The organism is Burkholderia sp. IT-111MI5, from assembly GCF_949752865.1.
GTDB lineage: Bacteria > Pseudomonadota > Gammaproteobacteria > Burkholderiales > Burkholderiaceae > Burkholderia > Burkholderia pyrrocinia_C.
Map to the genome: position 1 here is coordinate 1,154,871 of NZ_CATKIF010000011.1, position 19,000 is coordinate 1,173,870.

8 protein-coding genes are annotated in these 19,000 nt (G+C 65.2%); 1 reads left to right on the forward strand and 7 read right to left on the reverse strand.

The genetic code is table 11. The annotated features are described in order from the left end of the window. Positions 1–24 precede the first annotated feature (24 nt). Positions 25–300 carry a hypothetical protein gene (locus ACM6JT_RS13470; RefSeq protein WP_414856632.1) on the forward strand — a complete coding sequence of 92 codons (276 nt, stop codon included), beginning with the start codon at positions 25–27 and terminating at the stop codon, positions 298–300. Positions 301–676: 376 nt separating this feature from the next. On the opposite strand, the gene ACM6JT_RS13475 is transcribed toward ACM6JT_RS13470, so the two are convergent. The 7 genes from ACM6JT_RS13475 to ACM6JT_RS13505 form a co-directional block, all read right to left on the reverse strand. Beyond that, the gene (locus tag ACM6JT_RS13475) at positions 677–904 is read right to left on the reverse strand and encodes a hypothetical protein (protein WP_414856633.1); all 228 of its coding nucleotides are present in this window, start codon (positions 902–904) and stop codon (positions 677–679) included. A gap of 169 nt (positions 905–1,073) precedes the next feature. Beyond that, positions 1,074–1,601 carry a hypothetical protein gene (locus tag ACM6JT_RS13480; RefSeq protein ID WP_414856634.1) on the reverse strand — a complete coding sequence of 176 codons (528 nt, stop codon included), beginning with the start codon at positions 1,599–1,601 and terminating at the stop codon, positions 1,074–1,076. Further along, a complete protein-coding gene (locus tag ACM6JT_RS13485) occupies positions 1,571–1,918 on the reverse strand; it encodes a hypothetical protein (RefSeq protein WP_414856635.1) in 348 nt (115 codons plus the stop codon). The genes ACM6JT_RS13480 and ACM6JT_RS13485 overlap by 31 nt, the downstream gene beginning before the upstream one ends. A 1-nt stretch (position 1,919) precedes the next feature. Further along, a complete protein-coding gene (locus ACM6JT_RS13490; RefSeq protein ID WP_414856636.1) occupies positions 1,920–13,808 on the reverse strand; it encodes a filamentous hemagglutinin N-terminal domain-containing protein in 11,889 nt (3,962 codons plus the stop codon). 148 nt (positions 13,809–13,956) lie between these two features. Continuing rightward, complete coding sequence (locus ACM6JT_RS13495; protein ID WP_414856637.1) at positions 13,957–14,877, reverse strand: peptidyl-prolyl cis-trans isomerase; 921 nt, start codon at positions 14,875–14,877, stop codon at positions 13,957–13,959. Between the two features lie 11 nt (positions 14,878–14,888). Beyond that, positions 14,889–16,715 carry a ShlB/FhaC/HecB family hemolysin secretion/activation protein gene (locus ACM6JT_RS13500; RefSeq protein ID WP_414856739.1) on the reverse strand — a complete coding sequence of 609 codons (1,827 nt, stop codon included), beginning with the start codon at positions 16,713–16,715 and terminating at the stop codon, positions 14,889–14,891. Beyond that, positions 16,715–18,871 carry a filamentous hemagglutinin N-terminal domain-containing protein gene (locus tag ACM6JT_RS13505; RefSeq protein WP_414856638.1) on the reverse strand — a complete coding sequence of 719 codons (2,157 nt, stop codon included), beginning with the start codon at positions 18,869–18,871 and terminating at the stop codon, positions 16,715–16,717. The genes ACM6JT_RS13500 and ACM6JT_RS13505 overlap by 1 nt, the downstream gene beginning before the upstream one ends. Positions 18,872–19,000: the final 129 nt, after the last annotated feature.

Consider the following 19,000-nt stretch of genomic DNA (forward strand, 5'->3'; position numbering starts at 1 on the left):
CTCGCCGGCTGTGCCGCGAGCGGCGTGGATGCGACGACCGGTGTGCTGGCTGCGTTGTTGGTGCCGCCGGTGTTTGCGCTGCTTGCGTTCGACGAGCCGTCGCCGCCACCGCAACCCGCGACGACGAATACCGAGATCGCGGCAGCCGCCAGAAAACAAACAGAATGCTTCTTCAATTCAATCCCCGATTTACGATGCATTTTTAATAGTCAATATTTGAATATCGTTGTATTTCTTTTATTGGAAAATCGCTTCGTGTTTTCGCTTTTCTTGCTTCCCTCCGTGAACGGCGTTGAATAGATGTTGTGATATGCCGGCGAGGGAAAGCGTCAGGTCCGCCGGTTGCCGGACGTTCGGCACGACGGATACAGACGTGGGCGTGTGTTCGTGCGGGGCAAGGCCCGCAGCGGCGGTAGTGCGATGCCGCAGCAGTCCTGCTGCGGCAAGGCAGAGGGCACGCAGGCCCCCGATGCCCGCGCGCCGAATCGAATCGATGCGTCCCATCTTCTGATCATGCGCACGGCTTCGCCGGCCGTGCGTCCCTCGGTTGTTTGGTCGTGTGGTTGTGCGGCTTTCGTATGGTTTTGCGAGCCACCGAGGAGGTGTAACGGCAGGGGGTTTCGCTTTCTTTAGGGTAGCTTCTGAATATATTTTATTTCGATTATCTTAAAAAATATTACTGGAATATTTCATCAAAACAGACGACGCTGGCGCGATCGCACTGACCTGCCTGATTTCTTCGGGCCATTTCAATCTTGGAGAACGGCTTCGTTTCAAGGGGAGATTCGACGACAAACCGCGACCAACAATTGCGCCATTCCACGGCGCACCGGCCGATCGGCCACACAATGAACATCGCGCCGTCGCCGACGCGTGGCTGCGGCACGTGATTGACGGAATTCAACAAATGCACCTCGATGAGGGTGCACGCTGGGAAGTCGCGAGGAGGATTTTCTAGCGGCCGTCGTCAACTCGCGGAAAACGCCATAGTCCACAAACCCGGCACATGGTCGGGTTCGTCATACTGCTGCTGTCCGGGCAATAACCGGCGATCGCCTATCCTCCCATAGCGCCTACTGAAGCCAGAACGGCTTGCCCTCCAGCGCGTCATATTCGGCAAGCGGCTTGTTTTTGTCACGTGCGAAGCCCGGCAAGTCGGACATCACCACCCGAACCGGCTGGTAAATGTTGAATGCATCCACAAACGACTTTGCCGAGCCGCACGCCTTTTCGAAGTTCTCGAAGTATTTGCTAAACACGTCGGCGAGAGTCGGCTGGTCCGGATTCAGCCAGCTCTGCCCCGGATCACCTGACAACAATGTATCCCAATCGACGGCTAAAGCGGCGGGATACTGCGCAAAGATCCGACGTACCTGCTCCATCAGCGCAGTTGCCTTGTCCAGTTCTTCCCGTCGCAAGTAGCGACGATACAAACGATCGGTCAACAGGCTCCAGTCCTGATCCGGGTGCGCCTGTTCCGCGTAGGCTTTCAGGCAATCGAAGAACAGCACTACATCCGAGCTAGGCCCCAGCTCATATATCGAGTGCTCGCCGTCAAATCCGATATGCCTCACTCCGTCCTCAGCACCGACCAGCGACAACTGATTTCGGGCTCGAGAATTACAATCGCTTCGGAAGTCACGCCTTGTAGCATGAAGACAGCGCGAATTCCATTTCCCTCGCGCTCACGATATAGCTCGATCAATTCGGCTCGCTCGCTCACGAGAACCACCACCTCGCGACCACAACATTCAAGCCGGACCTCGAAGGACTCGGCAACACCACTGAACGACACATCAATTTGGACATCACAGTGTTGTGACCGGACACGGTAGCGACACAGTGCCAGAGTCGGATCTTCTTGTACCGGCTCAAGTCCAAAGCTTTCAAAGAACTGTTCTTTAGTTGGAAAATTCATTCTACTTCCCCGTTTTGAACGGAATGACAGTGCTCAAACGTCGCGCACCATTGGCAAGTACTTGAAAAGTACTTTCAAGCTTTGCGGCTTGACCAGACGGCCCGATAAATACGGAGTCCCTAACCTCAAAGGTTCCGTATTGATTCGAGAATGTTCGCGAAACGTTACCGTTAGTATTCACAACGTCTGCCAGGTGTTCTGAAATCATTTCTCGCCCCGCTACCGTATCAGGTACTCCGAGGCGCTTCATTTCTAGCGCCAACTGATTCGATCTGGCGGAATTGTGGACTCCACTGTCAACCCCACCGAACAGATAGTCGAACTTTCCGGGAGCAATTTCAACATTCACGTCGTTGTGATCGCCTAGCGACTGAGTATGAGTCTCGTCGCCGTTCCCATTGCTCGACAGAATCGCGTTGCTTGGTGCACCACCGGTTCCCACCGACGTTACCCGTCCGGCACCGGCAAGGACCGGATCGTAACCGGCACCCGGTGGCAGTCCGCCTCCGGCACCCATGACTGCATTCACCCCGTTCGCGACGCCTTGGGCAACCAGAGCCGCAGGAGACTGGGTTACCTTCCCCTGCGCGTCAGACTTCATTTGGCCGCCAAACTGGCTGATCCAGTTCCGAATCGAGCCAATCGGATCACCGTAGGTGTTGTTGGCCCAATTCATGAAAGCATTCTTCGCGCTTGTCACGAGGCCACCCGATTGCGCAGCATCAGCTGCATGCGGGTCTGTGTTGTTCATTACCTCGTTTTGCGCCGCTATCGCGCCAGCGATCGCATTTTGGCCGGCGAGGCCGGCCAAACCGCCGACCGTCAACGTCGCAAACACTGCCATTGCCGCCTGCTGCCCCGGATCGAGGGGGGCGCCAGTCGGATCGATCATCTTCAACACGTCCGGCGAGAACGCCGCACTTACCGCGCCACCAATCGCCCCGCCCTCACACCCCTGCCCGGCAGCGGCACCCGAAACGCATCCAAGCGCCGCATGCGACGCCACATAAGCCAGCTCTCCCGACATCCCGTCGCCAAATATTCGTGCCTCTTTCGCATTCCCGATCGCATACGCAGCAGCAGCCGCAGCATCCCTGACGAAGCTGTCCCGCAGACTGTCGAGGAAGCTTCCCCCGCCGATCAGCGTCTGCGTGCCGGCCTGAATCGCCGCATCTGCAGATAACGCGAGCATTGCGGCCGGCAACGACCCCGATGCAGCCCCCGCCTGAGGCACCAGTGCATTGCCCGTATTCTGCACACCGGCCCACGCCGAAAGGCTCGGAGCGCTGCCTTCGAATGACGCATTCACGTTGAAGTCGAACGAACTGCTATTGCTATCGAATGTGATCCCGTTCGTCAGCCCGGCAGTCACCGCTCCGATCAGACCGTTCTTCAGGCTCGCGCCGAAATCGACCTGCCCCGTAGCGACGACCTGCCCCAGCGCGCTGGACGCAAACGAGCTCAACCCGACTGCAATCATCGTGTTGGCCAAGCCGCCAACCGCCAGCGAACCGCCTGCGGCACTTGCCGCCGCGGTGATGGCCGCGCCCGTCAGTCCCTGCTGGGCCGCCATAAATGCCGCTGTGGCGGCCGCGTCGGCTGCCCCCGACATCGACGCGATCGCAGCCGAAATTTCCGGCTGCATCATGATCGCCGCAGCGACGGCGACGACCATCGAGAAGATCTGCGTCATCCCGAACGAGCCGCCTTCCTTCACGAAATCCTGATGAAGGTTGTCGCTCAGGGCCGTCTGCGTGAAATTGCCGCCGAGTTGGTGTTGAAGCGCTGCAAGCGCTTGCTGGGTCCCGGCCTGATCGATCGTTCCGTCGGCTGCGAGCTTCTGCAGCGCCCCACCGATCTGATTCAGCGCCTGAACATTCAGATCCATGTTCGCCGCACTCATGAACCCGCCCGGCTGCACCACCGTGCCGGTCGTGTTCAGATAGCCGCCATCGACCTTCTGCCAGATCTCGCCGACGTTGACCTGATTCGCCTGATTGGTGAGCGTGTGCGTATCGACGCTCAGCGTCCCCGACGCCGTGATGCTTCCCGTATTGAGGATGCTACCGTTGCCGTCCTGATTGAACTTCAGCGTGACGTCATGTCCGGAGATATTGCCGCCCGCCGACATCGCCTGCGTATCCTGCGGCAGATACACCTGCGGCATCAGTGCGGTGATCGTCGGGCACGATGCCGTCCCCGTCGCATGACACGTCGGATCCGGCACCGTCTGCTCGACGTACCACAGCATCGGCCGGTCAAGCGCATTAATCTGTTCCTGCGTCAGCGCAGCGCCGAGTTGCAGGTCATGTGCCTTCGAGTAGTCGATCGCGTTCTGGTACAGGTACATCTTTTCCTGCGCCGTCACCGACAAGTTTCTCGTGCTGTCGTATGTCAGGCCGTCAACGAAACTCGACTTTCCGGTCTGCTTCAGCGCCGCCTGCTGCAACAGCAGGTCCTCTTCCTGCGGGTTGTAATAGAACAGCGACGACGACGGCTGAAGGCTCGGCGGCAGATTTTCCAGCAGGTCTTGCGGCCCGAGTGAACCAAGCGCGGATCCACCAAGCGACGCGTCGACGTACGACGCCTTGCCCGCGACCGGCGTCGGCAGCGTACCCGTGCCGATCGCACGCGGCACCGACAGGTTCAGCCCCGGCAGGTCCACCGGGCTCAGCGAAATGACTTGCGACGGCGCATTTACGCGCGGCGTGTAGGTGTTCGCCGTCGTGATCCCGTTGATCAGCTTCTGGCCCGTCAGCGACACGTACGTGCCGATCACGTTGCCGACGTTCTGGATCTGTCCGTTCGACGAGATCGACAGGTTCGGCGCCTGGATGGTCGCCGCGATGTTGCCGACCGGCGTCGGCGGATCGATCGTGCCGCCGGTGCTCGTGTATGCGCTGCCGTACAGCGCCTTGCACTGCTCCGGCGTGCCGCACGCCCAGATGTCGTGGCGCTTGTCGCTGCTGAACATGCCGGTTTCCTGCACCCAGTGCGAGTGCCAGTAGGCGTTCAGCACCTGCGCCTCGTTGACCACCGGGCCTGCGACGGCGATCGTCGCGTTGTTGCCGGCCGCGATCAGGCTGCCGATGTTCGTCAGGCTGCCCGCGTTGATCTGCAGGTTGTTGCCCGCGCTGATTACCGACGAGCTGCCCGACTGCTGGTCGACATAGCCCTCGCAGTAGCTTTCCTTGTAGCCGCCGGCAGTCATGCAGCCGGAGTACTGCTCCTGCTTGCCGTAGTTCTCGTGTACCGGAACGGGCGGCGGCAGGTTGTTGGTGATCGCGCCCGATACGTTCAGCTTGATGTCGTTGCCCGCGACGATATTGCCGGACGTGTTGTTCAGGCTCTGTGCGGGCGTGGTCGAGCTCGCGGTCGTGCCGACGCCGCCGATGACGATGTCGTGACCCGCGAGCAGGTTGCCGTACGTATTGTTGATCTGGCCGGCCGCGATCACGAGATCGTGGCCCGCATAGATCGTCGCGTCGTTCTGGCTGTAGCCGAACGTCGTCGTGGTCGGGTTGTTGCCGCGCGGTTGGCCTGCGTTGCCGCAGGCCGAGTTCGGCACGCCGGATGCGCAGCCGACCTGGCTTGAGTAGTTTTGCTGGTTGCCGCCTTGATTCACCAACTGGGTGCCAGTTGCCAAGACAACGTCATGCCCGGCGTACATGACGCCTGCATTGGTCAACGCCCCCGGTGCGCTAACCACCATGTCGTTACCGGCTGCGAGCAAACCAAGGGCGCCCGCATAACTCAGCGTCGAAGTAGTGGAGTGTGAGGCGTTCGGATCGATGTCAAAACGAATCGTCGGCGCAATAGGTCCGACGGAACTGTATGGGAACATCGTCGAGCCGCCATTAACTGCATCCAGCGTACCGTTGAACCACGGCGCGTAATTGACCATACCGTCCTGGCCAGCGGGAGCATTTGCAAGCGTAGCCTTGAGTCGGGAAAGAAACCCGCCGAGCTCACCCTGGTCGACCCACTCGCGAACCGTCGAGGTCACCGTCGTATCGACTGCACCGTTCTGCAACGAACCGACATTGAGCGAAAGATTACCCCCGGCGGAGACCTGTCCGCTTCTGTTCGAAAGCAGGTCCGCACGTATCGAGACATCACGTCCCGCCGAAATGACGCCCGCCTGACCAAGTTTGACGGTCGTGGTCTCCTGGTAAACAGTTGGAAGTACAAACGTAGCCGATGATGCCAGTGGCCAAGATCCTGCCCGATTGTTAACATCGAGCACCCATGACGTCGGGTTTTCGTTGTTCGTCCCGTCACCACTGGAGTAGGCACCGAACGCTTGACCGATGATCGTGAAGGCCCCTCCTACTCCCGCGATCGGTCCGGACATCGCTGCATTCCCTGTCGCCGACAGCATGTCGCCCAGCGTCCCATCCGTCGATGTGTATAGCTGAACCCCGGGCCCATACTCATTTCCCGTCGCTGTCTGCTTATGGCCGATGACCGTCGACCAGAGGAACGCCGAATCGGCGACCCGGACGGGACCCGAATCCGTCACGCCGCTGGAAGGCGTGCGATCGTTGATTACGCTGCCCGCGTTGATCGAGACATTATTTCCAGCGAAGATGGAGCCGCCGGTGTTCTGCAACGTATTCGTCAGATTGAAATTCGCATCGCCTCGCGACTGAGTGGTCGCACCCTGGTTGTCATAGTTGCCGCCATTAACGTTGAGAACATTGCCCGCCTCGATCGTCCCCCGGTTCGTCGTGTTGCCGTTCAACGTCAATACATCGTCCGCATGCATCACCGCCCCGGCCGCGTTATTCAGCGTGCCGTTGAACGTCACGTCCGACCCGGTAACCTGACCGTGATTCTCGAAACTGCCGCCGGCCGTCAGCGTCAGCGGCGCCGTTCCGGTCATCGTGCCGTCGTTCGTGATCCCGTTCAGCCCCGTCAGCGAAACGCTCTGCCCACCGTAATGCCACGTGCCGCCGACATTCACGTACCCCGCCGTGATGGACAGGTTGCCGCCCTGGCTGATCGTCCCCTGTGACGGATCGAACGCCATGTTGACCGCGCTGATCCCCATGTTCCGTTGCGCGAGCAACTGTCCGCCCGCGTTGTAGAACGCACCGTTCCCGCCATTAATCGTCAGCGACATGTCGCCTGTCGCACCGGTCGCGGCCTGCGGGTTGCCGGCAAAGACGATCCCGTTCTGGTTGTTCAGCGTACCGGTATTGATGTTGAGCGTATTCACGGCCATCAGCGAGCCGCCGACGTTCGTCAGCGCGCCCCCGACGGTGACGTTGGTCGTCGTTCCGTTCACCAGCCCGGCGTTCGCGAAGCTCGATGCATTGATCGTCGTCGTGCCGATCGACGCGAGCGACGCACCGGCTGCATTCGTGAGGTTCGGTGCAGACACATCGAGCGATCCGGCCAGCACGTTCGCAGCGTTATACAGCCCGTTCTGGGAAGCTAGCGTCGCGTTGCCGACGACGTTCACCGCTTTCCCGCCCGCCAGCGTGAGCTGATTCGACGCCTGCGCGCTGAGCGATCCGCCGACCGTCGCATTGCCGAGCGTCACGTTCGCGCCGTTCACCTGCAGATTCTGCGACGCGATGAGCGAAGCATTGCCGGCATCGACCGTCCCTTGCGCGGAAACGGTCACGTTCTTCGACCCGGTCACCGAACCGCTCAGCGTGACGTTGCCGCCCGACACGCCCAGTTGCCCCGCGACAACGCTGTTGCCGGTCAACGTGACGGCCTGCCCCGCATGCAGCGTCGTGTCACCGTTCGACGACACGCCTGCGACCGCCACGTTGCCGTTGACGCCGTTGACGTTGACCGTCCCCATCGATGCCATGCCGCCCGCGAACGACGCATTGTTCGCGGCCTGAACGGTGACATTGCCGCCCGATTGCAACAGCCCACCGAACGTCACGCTGCCGGCATTCGACTTTGCCGATACATCGCCGACCGCAGTCGTCGTACCGATCGACATGTCGCCGCCGGACACTGTCGTAAACTTCCCAGCCCCCTGAATCGCGCCGAGCGCGACGCCTCCGCCGGCATTAACGGCGATGTCCTTGCCGTACGTCAGTGCTGCGCCGCCGCCAATCGCACCGCCCGCGTTAATGCTCGCGGCCCCGAGGCCGAACAGCGCGCCGCCGAGCGTCATCGCACCACCCGACGTCAGTGCCGTGTCGCCGTTCACGAGCCCGCCGGAAAGCAGCGCCAGTCCACCGCCGGCATTTGCCCGGAAATTCCCGGTCGACACGACCGCCCCGCCGACGCCGAGATTGCCCGTCGTCGCGGTCAGCGTCGCATCGCCGCTCGAATTGATCGCGCCCGCGGCACCGAGGTCGCGCCCTGCAGTCGCGTTCAACGCGCCGCCGCTCGACGCACCACCGATGCCCGCATCGCGCGCGGCGGTGATCGTCGTCGCCTTGCCCGATGCCACCGCGCCGTTCACCATCACGTCGCCGGCACCGTTTCGGCCCTGCGCCTGCAAACCGATCGCGCCGCCTGCCTGCACCGAGCCGGCCGACAGATCGTTGCCGGCCGCCATCGCAAGATCGCCGTTGGTCGCCACGTTGCCCGCGACCGCGATACTGCCGCCCGCGTTGACGGTCGCCTGTTGCGCGAACGCGATCGAGCCGGCACTCACCGAGCCGCCCGCCGTCAACGTGCCGCCTTGCTGCGCGCCGATGCCGCCTGCAAGCGTCATGTCGCGGCCCGCGTTCAGCCATGCATTGCCGCCCGCAACGGTCTGTCCGGCGACCGCAATGTCCTGTGCAGCACCGACGTTCAGGTTGCCCTGCGTCGTCAGGCTCGCCGCGCTCGCATCGCCACCCGACGCAGTTACACCGAGATCGCCCGCCGAATTGACGGCCGAAAGCGCGACAGCGCGCGCCGCGTCGATCGTCGTCGTACCGCCGGTGTTGATTGCGCCCGCAGCGGATACATCCCGCGCGGCTTGCAGATGCATCGCGCCGAACGCGGTTGCCGCCCCGCCGATCGTCACATCGCCGCCGCCCGCACCACCCTTGGCCGTTACGTCGAGATTGCCGCTGACGGCCTGAACCGTGCCGAGCCCCGCATGGTTCCCGCCTGTTACGTTGACGGTCGAGCCTTGCAGCGCGCCGGTCAGCGCCACGTCGTGCGCCGCGTCGAGCGTCGCCGCCTGTGCGAATGCCGCCGAACCCGCACCGCCGATGTCGCGCCCCGCGCTCAGTGCGCCGTCAAGCTGTCCCGCGAGCGCCCCGGTCAACGCGATATCGCGGCCGGCCTGCACACGGGTCTGCTTCGCCACTGCGATCTGACCGCCGAGCTGCGTATCGAGCCCGGACATGCTGTTGAACGCGCCCGCGGTCGTCGTGGAGCCGGTCAGCAGTACGCTGCCGTTCGTCGCGGTCGTGTTCAGATCACCCTTCGACTCCACGCCGCCACTGACCGACACGTTGCGTTGCGCAGTCAATGCCAGCGCATCGCCGCTGCCGAGCGTGCCGCTTACCGAGACGTCGCGCGCGCCCGTCATGCTCGCCGCGCCCTGCGCCGATGCCGCGCCCGTGATGCCCGCATCGCCATCGCCGGCATTGCCGTTCGCGGTCAGCGTCAGCGTGGTCGCTGACGCCGCATCGTGCAGCGACGCGTTGTTCCCGCCGCTCACCGTGATCGCAGCCGCCTGCATGCCCCCGGTCAGCGCGACGTCATGCTGCGCCGCATAGTTCGCCGTCGCGGCAAACGCCTGCTTGCCGCCGCCGTTGATGTCGCGGCCGGCCGTCACCGTGCCGTTCGCCTGTCCGACCATCGTGCCGTTCAGCGTGGCATCGCGGCCGGCCGTCAGCATCGCATCGCCGATCGCGCTGGTGCTCGCGCCGAGCGACAGGTCGAGGCCGGTCGCGATATCGAGCTTGCCGCCGCTGTTGATGCCGCCGGTTGCGTTCAGGCTGCCTTGCCGTGCAGCGAGCGCCGTGTCGCCGACCGACTCGATCGCGCCGCTCACCGCGATGTCCCGCTGCGCGGTAACGCCGACCGTCGAACCACTCGCGACCTTGCCGCCGATCGCAACATCGTTCTGCGCAAGCGCCGCGATCGCGCCCGCAGCGGCGACCGAACCGTTGATGCGCAGATCGCCTGCGCCGGTTGCGGTGTTCGTGCCGTTCGCATGCAGCGCGATCGTGCCTGTCGACTCGACGTTGTTCACGGCCGCATTGCCCGCCGCCGTCACGCTGACCGACTGCCCCTGGATCAGCCCCTGCTGCGCGACGTCGCGCCCGGCTTCGAGCGTCGCCTGCTGCGCGAACGTCAACGTGCCTGCGCCGACGATATCGCGCGCCGCGTTGACGATGCCTTGCCCCTGTCCGGCCAGCGTGCCGTTTACGTTGACATCGCGTCCGGCCGCGAGCGTCGTGTCGCGCGACACGGTCATGCTGCCGTCGAGGTTGATGTCGCTGCCGGCCTGCGCGGCGAACGCGCCATTGCTCGCGATCGTGCCAGTCGATCCGATGCTCCCGCTGCTCGCCCGCAACGACGTGTCGCCGGCCGATTGCAACGAACCGCTGATGTTGATATTGCGCGCCGCAGCCAGCGCAACGTCTGCGCCACCGGTCACCGCACCAGTCACGCTCAGGTCGGTCGCGGCGCCGAGCGTAAGCGCCGATGCGGCTTGCACGTCGTGCAGCGTGGCCGATCCGCCAGCTGTCGTCTGCACGTTGCCGCCGCGCAGCGAGCCGGTGAGATTCGTATCGCGGCCAGAATTGACGTTCGCTGCGAGCCCGAACGCAACGGCGGCCGCACCGCCTATTGCGCCGCCGGCGTTCAGCGTGCCGTTGCCCTGCGCCACGACGGACCCGTTCATCGTCAGGTCGCGGCCCGCGTCCACGGTCAGGTTGCCGAGCGACGACGTCGATTGCGTACCCAGATCCACGGACTGCGCGGCGCTCACCGACAGGTTGCCGCCCGACTGGATATTGCCGGTGCTCGTCAGCGAACCGGCAGCATTCGTCAGCGCGACGTCGCCGTTCGACTGGACCGTCCCGCCGATCGACGTATTGCGACCGCCGCTTATGGCCAGGCCGCTCGCCGTCCGCAGCGTGCCGTTGACGGTCACGTCGCGCGCTGCATCGATCGTCCCGTTCGTCAGCGAATTCACATTGCCGCCGATCGAGACGTCACCGCTGCGCGTCGCGAGCCGCAGCCCCGCGTTGGCCTGCACGTCGTTCAACGCGATCGAACCGGCCGCCGTCATCGAGACGGCGTGCCCCTGAAACGCACCCGTCACGTCGATGTCGCGACCTGCGCTCAACGTCGTGTCCTGCGCGAAGCCGCTGTTGCCGCCGGCGACGATGTCACGCGCGGCCGTGAGGGTCGCGACGCCCTGCCCGGCCAACGCGCCGCCGATCGTGAGATCCCGGCCAGCCGTTGCGGTCACGTCGCCCGTCACGGTCGTCGCGCCGGTCAGCGCGACATCCTGCGCGCCCTGCGCCGTCAGTGCACCCGCGCCGTTCAACGTGCCGAGCGACGTGACGCTGCCGCTCGCCGCCGTCATCGCGAGATCGCCGACGGCCTGCACGGTGCCGCTGCCGGCGACGATCACGTTGCGCTGCGCGGCAAGCGCGACCTGCGCGCCGCCGGCGAGCGTGCCGTTCACGACGACATCGCGCGCCGCGTGCACGTCGGCCGCGCCGAGCGCCGCCGCGTTGCCGTTGAACGCGACGTCGCCGCCACCGGCGCTGCCGTTTGCCGTCACGCCGAATGCGCCGCCCGCCTGGACCGCCGAAAGGCTCGCGCTGTTGCCGGCACCGACTTGCAGGCCATTGGCGAGCAGCTTGCCGGTCAGCGCGACGTCATGCGCGGCATTCAACGCGCCGTTCTGGCCGAACGCGATCGAACCGCTTCCGGTGATGTCGTTGCGTGCGCTCAGTGTCCCGTTGCGCTGGACGATCACGATACCCGATGCGTCGACGTTGCGTCCCGCGTCGACACGCGCGTCGGTCCCGACCATCAGCGAGCCGCCAACCGCCGCATCGCGCGCGACATCAGCCGCGAACGTCGTGCCGCTCGCGAGCGAACCGCTCACGCTAAGGTCGCGCCCCACCTGCACGCTTACCGCGTTCTGCGTGGTCGCCTGCGATGCGACGAGGGTGTCCTGTCCGGACGTCAGCGCCAGATTGCCGCCGCTCTTCACCGCCGCATGGGTTGCGACATTGCCCTGCGCGGCGGTCAACGCCAGCGCGCCGGAGGTCTGCAGCGCCGCGTTGACCGTCGCATCGCGTTGCGCGGTAACCAGCAGCGTGTCGCTGTTCGTCTGCCCGTTCACGTTGACGTCGCGGGCCGCCTGCACCGTCGTTGCGCCGGACACAACCGACGTGCCGTTCAGGTTCACGTCGCCCGTGCCGTTCGTGCCGCGCGCGGCAACCGACAACGTACCGCCGCCCTGTACGTCGCCGAGCACCACGCTCGCACCGCCCGCGATCGTCATGTCGCCGTTCGATTGCGCATTCGCGACGTTCACGTTGCCGCCAGCCGAAACGGCAAGCTTGCCGCCCGACTGGATCGTGCCGGTCGACGTCACGTCGCCGTTCGCATCGATCGCGTAGCCGCCAACCCCGATGTGCGCGCCGGTCATCGACACGTTGCCGGCGCTGTGGACCGTCGCCTGCCGCTGCGCGGCCGAACCGGCAACCGATACGTCGCCGTTCGCCGACAGCAGCAAGTCGCCCGCATTCGCGGCAAGCTGCGCGTCGGCACGCACGCCCATCCCTGCCGCGGTGCTGATCACCTGGATCTGGCCAGCCGTCATCGCACCGAATGCGGTCGCGTCGATCGCGAGCGACCGGTTGGCGCCGCCGTTCGCGGCATTGATCGCCGCGGCGGAATTGTCGGAGCCGTTCGACGCTGTGCCGTACGTGGTGCCGTACGCGTCCACGACGGACGGCGTCACAAACTGTCGTCCAGCGATCGCGTTGATGCGCGTGCCCGCGTAGAGCGGGGCATTGATGCCGATCGTCTCGCCGATCAGATCAATGGTGCCGACGGTCCCCTCGATCCCCGCGCCGGGCCCGTTGACACCGGCATTGCCCTCGATCTGCAGATGGCCGCCGGTCACGTTGTAGCCGATCGCCTTCGCGTTGGCGAAGTCGGTCGCGGCGCCGCCGACGCCGCTCAGGAACTGCGGTGCGCCGGTCGACAGCGTGACGCCGATCGTGTTGGTGAAGCCCGTGCCGCGCGTCGTGATCCCGTTCGGGTTCGCGATCACGACGGCCGCGGGTGCGCCGAACACTTCGAGCGGGCCGTTCAGCAAGCTCGCGTACGCATTGCCCGTCGACGTGACCTGGTTGACGATCACGCTCGCCGTGCGGCCGTTCAGGTTCGGGTTGGCCTGCACGTTGCCGCCCGTCAACGACGTGCCCGACATCAGGCTGTTGTTCAGAATCAGCCCGACCGGATCGATATTGAATTGCTGATACTGGTTCAGCGAAATGCCGGCCGCGTTCGGCGCGGTGATATTGACGACCGGCACGCCGCCGCCGACGCCGGTCGACTGTGTGATGGCGGGCTGAAACGAAATCGGCGCCGTCGGATCGGTAATCGGCGCGGCAGCCGCAAGCTGCATCGAGAATCGCACGCGCAGCGACGCGAGATCGAGCAGCCGCTGCCATGCGTCGTCGTCGACACGGCGATTGCCCGCGCCGAGCACGCCGGCCGCATCGCGGCACTGCTCGACGGTGACCGTGATCGGGCCGATGAACATCGTCAGCGCAACGAGCGCGCTGGTCGCGCGCTGCCACCAGCGGTACGAACCCGCGACCAGTGCAACCGCGAGGAAACGCGGCGCACATGCCGCCGACCGCGCACGCGCACCGATTCGCGCCGCACCGGCGGCGGCAAGCTGCTGCAAGGTCTTACGCTTGGACGTGTTCATCTTCTATTGTTCGCTTCGTTTTATGGCCCTGCGCCGTACGCCATCGGCCGGCCGACCGTGGCGCCGCGCGATGCCGGGATTTCCCCGCCCGGCATCGCATGCGTGTTCGCCGGGCCGTTGCCCGACGCTGCTACCTGCTACTTGCTGCCTACTGCTGAATCCGCGCGTTGCGGATCAGATCCGCAACCACCTGCGCGGTCGCCTTCTCCATCGCGACCTGCTCGAGTTGCTGTCGCAGCGTGTCCTTCGCCTGATCGAACGTCGGCACCTGCGTCGACCGCTTGTCGTCGGCGCGCACGATCCAGTACGCGTCGCCGATCTGCACGGGTTCACGCGTCAGGCCGCCCTGCGGCAGTTTCACGAGCGCTTCGGCGAGCGGCTGCGGCCAGTTCTGCGTGTGGCCCGCTTCGATCGGCGTCTTGAACGAGATCCAGTTCAGCGCACCGCCTTGTGCTGCCGCCGGCCCCTTGCTGAACTGCCGGGCGAGCCCGCCGAAGTCCTCGCCCTTCTTGAGCCGCGCGATGATCTGCTTTGCGGTGTCCGCGTCGTTGACCGCGATCACGCTCGGCTTGTATTCGTTCTCGCCGAGCGTCGCGACAACCGCGTCGTAGCGTGCCTTGACGTCCGCGTCCGCGACCGGCGCCGGCTTGACCTGATCGCGCAGGTACGCCTGCGTCATCGCAAGCGCCTTCGCCTGCTCGACCGCGGCAACGACCTGCGGCTTCGTGTCGTAGTGCAGCTTGAGCGCCGCCTGGCGAAACAGCTCGCGCGCAATCAGCTGGTTCTTCAGCGCCGCGCGCAGCGCGGGCGTATCGGGTGCCTTCGACAGGCGTACGGCTTCGTCGATCTGCGCTTGCGCGATCGGCACGCCGTTCACGCTCGCCACCGCGTCGGCGGGGATCGCGGTGGGCGCGTCGGCAGGCTTCTTCGCCGCCTTGTTCAGTGCGTACGCATGCGGTGCCACGGCGCCGCACAGCGCCGCTGCGACGAGCGCGACGCCGAGCTTACGGATGCGCGCCGACAGGTTCGATTGCATCGCGATCTCGCGACCGTTCGACAGGCGATTCATGAGGTTCTCCATCAGTCCGTCCAGTTGAGTGTTGCCAGCAGCACGGTGGCCTTCTTGCCGAGTGCGGCCGGTTGCGCGAGCGCCTGCCCGACCAGCACTTCGGCCGACACGGTCCCGCTTTTCAGGCGCCATTGCGCGCGCGTGCCGACGCCCGTTCCCACGAGCGTCGGCCAGCCGCCCTGCGCATTCAGATGGGTCTTGCCGCCGTCCAGAAACACGTAGGGTTCGATGCGTGCGTCATGCCATGCGGGCACGTTCTGCCATGCGAACTCGTTGCGCGCGAACACGCCGCTGTCGCCCGCGATCCCGCCTTCGGTAAACCCGCGGACCGAGCCCATGCCGCCGAGAAATATCTGCTCGTTGCCGAACAGCGCAACGCGGCTGTACTGCGCGCGCAGCGTGCCGCGATAGGCCCACGCGGAGCCGGCGAGATTGCCGAGCGCGAACTGCAGCGTGCCGGTCGCGTCGAGCTTCGTGAACTGGCTGTGCGCATCGTCGATGCCGATCTCCGATGCGTCGTGGCTGGCCGCGAGCCACGGCAGGCCCTGCGATACGCCGACGTCCCACGTCGCGGCAGCGCCCTGATCGCGCATGACGAACCGGGACAGCCCATTCAGCGCGACGCGCAACACCGTCAGGTTCTGCGGCGACAGCGGAATGCCATTCACGTCGCGCTCCGTGCGCAGTTTGTTGAGCGTCACGTCGATGCTCAGGCGCCCGCGCGGTGAGCGCACGAGCACGTCGTTCCAGCCGAGCATCTGGCTGAACGTGCGCCCCGCGAGCAGCGCGACGTCGCCGATCGCTTGCTGGTACTCGGACATCGACGCCGTGTAGCTGAAGGTCTGATACCCGTACGGCACCGCCGCGGAAAACACGATTGCATTCGTGTCCTTCGTCCCGACGTAGCTGAACGACAGCGATTCCTGCAGCCCGATCACGTTGTCGGCTTCGACGCCGGCCCGATAGCGCATCGTGCCGGTCTGCGAGCTGCCGTAGTTGTCGATGCCGAAGCCGTAATGCAAACGGTCGCCGTAGCGGTTCGAAATCGCGACGATCGAATCGCCTGGCGCTTCGCCCGGCAGGATCCGGATCTCGGCCTGATTGCGCCGCAACCGGTTGATCTGATCGACGCCCTGCTCCAGATCGGGCAGGCGCAGCACGTCGCCCGGCGTGCTGGCGAATGCCCACGCCGTGCCGGCTTCGGTCAGCAGCCCGCCGCCGCGCACCTCGTACCACCTCTCGTCCGGGTCGCGCGGCCTCAGCGGCTTGCCGTTCAGCGTCAATGCAGCCACGCGACCGGGGACGAGGTTGATCTTCAGCGTGCCGGACGCGAGATTCTGCGGCCCGAGATACGCACGCGTCGTGATGTAGCCGCGTGAGATGAACGCTTCGGTCAGCCGGCGCAGCAGCAGATTGATCCGGTTGCGCCCGAGTTGCCTGCCGATGAACGGCGCCGCGATACGGTCCAGTTCGGGCTGCCCGAGGATCGTGTCGCCGGTGAATTCGATCCGCTCGATCAGGAACGTCGGCGCGACATCCGGCAGAGTGTCGACGTCGGCGCCTGGCGGCAGGTCGGGCGCTGTCGGTTGATCGGGCAATGCGATCTGCGCCGGAGGCTGCGCGATTTCATCTCGGCGCTGCCGGTCGCGCTGCTCCTGGAGCAGACGCTGCGCGGGGTCCTGTTCCGCACGCGGAACCGCGAACCCGGGCGGAAGCGCGCCGAGACCCGGCAGCGGGCCGGCTGGCGGCGCACCCGCGAGCTGTGCATGCGCGCAAGGCGACGCCGCGCCGCTCATCAGCGCAACCACTGCGGCCGCGCGGGACGGCATACGCAACATCACAGCCCGAACCACGATACGAGGCCCATGTGGTTGCCGTTGCCGACCGTCACGAGATCGCGATGCGGCGGCCGAATCGTGACGACGCCGCCGGCGGCCAGGACACCTTCCGGCGCGCTGTACCCGCCGCCTTCGATGTCGGCCTCGCCGGTCACGCGCACCTTGCCGGTTCCGCCGGTGAAGAGTCCGCCGGTGTCGGCCGCATAGATGGCCGCCCAGCGATTGCCGAACCATGCCTTCAGGTCGTGGTTGCGGTTGATCACGGTGTAGCCGGGCACCCCCTGCGCGAGCGTTCTCGGCGCGTCGAGCGTCAATGCGCCGAGCGCCAGCACCGTTCCACCGGTGTTCGTGATCTGCGTACCGGCTTTCAGCAGGATGTCGGCCTTGGCTTCGATCACGCCGCCGAACGCCTGCACGCTCGACGACGCGCTCGCGCGGCAGAACACGAAGCACGAGCGCCGGTACGATGCCTGGCCCGTGAAGATCGCTTGCGTCAGGATGTTGTCGCGCGCGGCGATGTCGATCGCGCCGCCGTTCGACAGGATCGATCCGCCGATATTCGTCACGTTCGCGGCGCGCACGGTCACGTTGCCCGCGTCGGCCGTGATGTAGGCGAGTTTCGATGCGTCGGCCAGTGCCCCGTAGTCGACGCTGAAGCCGTCGCTGCGATGCCGGAAGAACAGGAAGCGGCTGCCCTGTTCGGAGAATCCGACCACCGCGCCGTTCTGCACGCCGGTGCTGTGGTCGACGATGTTTTGCAGATCGCCGCCCGCGTCGATGCTGACGTTCCGGTTCGACAGGATCCGCGCATTCTGATTGACAATATCGGCGCCGGCGGTCAGCGATACATCGCCCTTCACGCCGAACAGGATGCCGATGCGCGTCTGCGGCGTCGATTGGTTCAGAATGCGGCCGGCCGCGTTCAGCGTCACCGCGCCCGCCGAATCGGCATCCGCGTCGATCGCGGCCTGCCCCTGCACGAGCGAGCCGACATTCACGATGTCTGCCGTGCTCTTGAGCACCACGCCGCTTTGCGACGATGCGACGGTCGAGCCCGTCATCGCATCGTCGGGGTTCAGTGCGATCCCCGCACCGCTCAGCTTCACGCTGCCGGATGCCAGCAGGCTGCTGCCGGTCAACGCGATTGCGTCGGCGGCGGACAGGCTGGCGTGGCCGGCGTTCGCCTTCATTTCGGTGTTCGTCAACGTGATGCCGCCCTGCGCGGTAACGTCGAAGTCGTGCGCGACGTTGACCTTGGCATGGGACATCTCGACGTTGCCGTTCGACGTCAGCGTGAAATCGCCGAGCGACGCGTTCATCGCGCCGGCGCTGCGCACGCCGGGGCCGCGATCCGTGACGATCAGTTGCACGCGCCCGCTCGCCACGCTGCCCGCAGCGGTGATGTCGATCGCATAGGACGATCCGGTGTCCGGGTTCGTCGTCGCGGTGCGCGCGAGCCAGTCGTTGGCATTGTCGGTCGGCGACAGCCCCGTGTTCAGCTCGACCCGGCTGCGGCCGGCCAGCAGGCGCACGCCGGCCGTCGCCGACGAAAACGTGTTGTCGATCGCGCCGTCCACGATGATGTTCTTCGCGATCAGATCCAGGCCGATCAGCGCGCCGGCCAAGCCTCCCGGACCGACGACGATCGTCCCGGTCGACGTATCGAGCACGACGTTGCGCTGAATCACGCCGGGCGCGATCTGCAGATCGTTGAAGCTCACGTTGCCGGTGGACAGCGCGACGTGCCCCGTATTGACGAACGAGCCGCCGTTGATCGTGATGCCGTTCGGATTGGCCAGCACGACGTTCGCACGCGGGCCCGCCACGGCGATCTCGCCTTCGATCAGGCTCCGGTTCGTGCTCGTCACCTGGTTGACGATCGTGCGCGCGTTGATGCCGACGTTGTTCAGCGTGGCGCCGGCGGCCGTCACGTTGAACGACGAATACGTGTTGCTCGATACGCCGGCGACCGCAGGTGCAAGATTGACGAGCTGCCGGCCGTTCGGCGCAATCGATACGCTCGTGGGCGTGCCGCCGTCCGGGACGATCCCCGCGGCGGCGGCGCAATGCGGCAGAAGTCCCGCTGCGGCAAGGCAAAGACACAGCACGCGCCGGCCCCCGATGCCTGCGCGCCCCATCGAATCGGTGCATCCCATTCTGATCCCGCGCACGGCTTCGCCGGCCGTGCGCCCTCGGTTGTCTGGTCGTGTGGTCGTACTGCTTTAGTAATACTTTTGTGTGCTACCGAGGAAGGGTAACGGCGACGCCGCGATTTTCTTTAGGGT